Origin of the sequence: Mesorhizobium sp. M4A.F.Ca.ET.050.02.1.1, from assembly GCF_003997725.1 — a bacterium.
GTDB lineage: Bacteria > Pseudomonadota > Alphaproteobacteria > Rhizobiales > Rhizobiaceae > Mesorhizobium.
Window position 1 is genome coordinate 1 of sequence record NZ_RZSG01000846.1, and the last position, 2,491, is coordinate 2,491.

At 64.8% G+C, this 2,491-nt stretch carries 2 protein-coding genes and 1 pseudogene; 2 read left to right on the plus strand and 1 reads right to left on the minus strand.

Annotated features, from left to right (window positions below; all coding sequences use genetic code 11):
• Positions 1–228: 228 nt before the first annotated feature.
• Both EOA33_RS32100 and EOA33_RS32105 read left to right on the plus strand, forming a co-directional pair.
• Positions 229–891 carry a haloacid dehalogenase type II gene (locus EOA33_RS32100; protein ID WP_127407457.1) on the plus strand — a complete coding sequence of 221 codons (663 nt, stop codon included), beginning with the start codon at positions 229–231 and terminating at the stop codon, positions 889–891.
• Between the two features lie 171 nt (positions 892–1,062).
• Positions 1,063–1,884, plus strand: a complete 822-nt coding sequence (locus EOA33_RS32105) for a L,D-transpeptidase (RefSeq protein ID WP_127407456.1) — start codon at positions 1,063–1,065, stop codon at positions 1,882–1,884.
• Between the two features lie 12 nt (positions 1,885–1,896).
• Here the strand turns inward: EOA33_RS32105 and EOA33_RS32110 are convergent.
• Positions 1,897–2,491: pseudogene (locus tag EOA33_RS32110) on the minus strand (PLP-dependent aminotransferase family protein); the annotation flags it as partial.

Genomic DNA, 2,491 nt, shown 5'->3' on the forward strand with positions numbered 1-2,491 from the left:
GCGCCGCTGCCGCCAGTGTCATTGCTCGGGTCCGTCCAAGTGTTCTTGCGAAGCGGGCATAGGAAAATGCTTTGGTGGCCGCCGTCAACCGGCATCGTGGAGTTTTGTGGGGCCAGCCGGCCTCCGCCAACCGATGTCGGCCTGGTTTGGCCGCGATCCGCAACATCGATCGGTGCTGGCTGCAATCAACGCTTGCGCTTCGCTTCCCCTCGCCTCACTACTGTCGCCATGCATCACGCGGCCTATGTTTTCGACGCCTACGGCACGTTGTTCGACGTGCATGCCGCCGTGCGCCGCCATGCCGGCGAGATCGGGCCGGACGGCCAGTTGCTCTCCGAGATATGGCGCGCCAAACAGCTCGAATATTCCTGGGTCAGGACGCTGATGGGCGCCTATGCCGATTTCTGGCAATTGACCGAGCAGGCGCTCGATTTCGCCTTGCGCAAGGTACCCTCCGCCGACAGGGGCCTACGAGCCAAGCTGCTGGAGGCCTATTGGCACCTCGACTGCTATCCGGAGGTGCCGGCAGTGCTCAAGGCGCTCAAGGCATCGGGCGCGAGGCTCGCGATCCTCTCCAACGGTTCGCCCGAGAGGCTGGAGGCGGCCGTGAAGTCTGCCGCGCTCGACCAGGTGCTGGACGATGTATTTTCGGTCGATGCGGTGCGACGCTTCAAGGCCGACCCGTCGGTCTACGACATGGTGACCACCGGCTGGCGCCTCTATCCGGGTGCGGTGTCTTTCCAGTCCTCCAACCGCTGGGACGTCGCCGGCGCCACCAAGTTCGGTTTCCGCACGGTGTGGATCAACCGTGCCAACCAGCCCGATGAATACCGGGACTTTCCGCCAGGGCTGATCCTGCCTTCGCTCGAAGGCCTTCTTGGGGGTGCATGACGGCGCTGTTGCTGCAGCGCAACAGCGGCAATGCGGTCACAGCTTCGCCTTTGTTTGTCCACCCTCAGGCCAGATTTGGAACCGCCTATCGCCGCCGACTGTTATTGGAGCGCCGGCAGCCAGCCTGCGGATTCATGCTTTCTTGCGAATTAAGACCTAGAAAAGGCAACCATGTCAGACGCTTCCTTCCGCATCAGCCGTCGTGGCTTTCTCAACTTCACAGCCCTTGGCGCTGCCTCGGTCGCGGCTTCCGCCTGCACGACCACCGGTCCGGCTCCAGAGCCTGCGCAACCGCCACCGCCCGCCTATGTCGATCCGCCGCTCGGCGACTACGAGACGATGTATGGGGCGACGTCCGACAACGGATTCGACCTGCCGGCCATTCCGGTCAACAAGATCGATCATCAATTCCTGCGCCAGATCGTTCCCGACCCGACCGGCCAGCGGCCGGGCACCATCGTCGTCGATACGACCAACCACTTCCTCTACCTCGTGCGTGAGGGCGGCCAGGCGATCCGCTACGGCGTCGGCCTCGGCCGCGCCGGCTTCGAGTGGTCGGGCGATGCCGTGGTGCAGTGGAAGCAGAAATGGCCGAAGTGGACGCCGCCGGATGAGATGGTCGCCCGCCAGCCGGAACTGACCCAATACAGCGCCAAGAACGGTGGCATGCCCGGCGGCCTGAAGAACCCACTCGGCGCCCGCGCGCTATACCTCTTCCAGGGCGATCAGGACACGCTCTACCGGCTGCACGGCTCGCCGGAATGGTGGTCGATCGGTAAGTCCGTGTCGTCGGGCTGCGTGCGCCTGATCAACCTGGATATTGTCGACCTCTATGATCGCGTGCCCAGCAAAACCCCGGTCATCGTGACCGCCGATATCGGCGCGCCGGTGGCCGACGTGCCGGATCGCAGGGCCATCCCGATCGATGCCGGCGTACCGACCGGCTCGATCCTGCTCGGTCCGGTGAAGCGGCTCACGAACGAGATCTTCTGAGCTTTGGGTTCGTCAGCGGTGTTCGGCCAGTATCCTCGCCAGCACCGCAACGCCGCGCCGCACCGCTTCCGCGTCAAGCCCGGCGTACCCCATGATGAAGCCAGCCGTTTCCGGCCGAGGCCCGCTCGGGTCGTAGAGCGGCGATACCGGGTAGAGACCGATCCCGGCAGCGCGCGCGGCCGCGATGATTGCGGTCTCGCGCCCGGCGGCGATGCCGTGCATCCAGGCCACGACATGAAGGCCCGTGTCGGCTCCCGCAACGGTGACCCTCGGGCCCAGACGGTCGGCCAATGCCTGCAGCAGCACCTGCCTGCGCTCAGCATTCTTTCTGCGGATGCTGCGGACGTGACGCTCGTAGGCGCCGCTCGTCAGCAAGTCACCCAACACGTCTTGCTCCAACATGGGCGCATGCCGGTCGGTCAGGCGCTTCGCCTCGCTGAACGCCCGGCACAGGCCGGTTGGGATGACGAGATAGCCAAGCCTCAAAGTGGGCGAGAGCGTCTTGGAGAACGTCCCCACATAGATGACTGACTCCGCGCCGAGGGTCTGCAGGGGTGAGATGGGAACGATGTCGTGGCGGTACTCGCCGTCATAGTCATCTTCAACG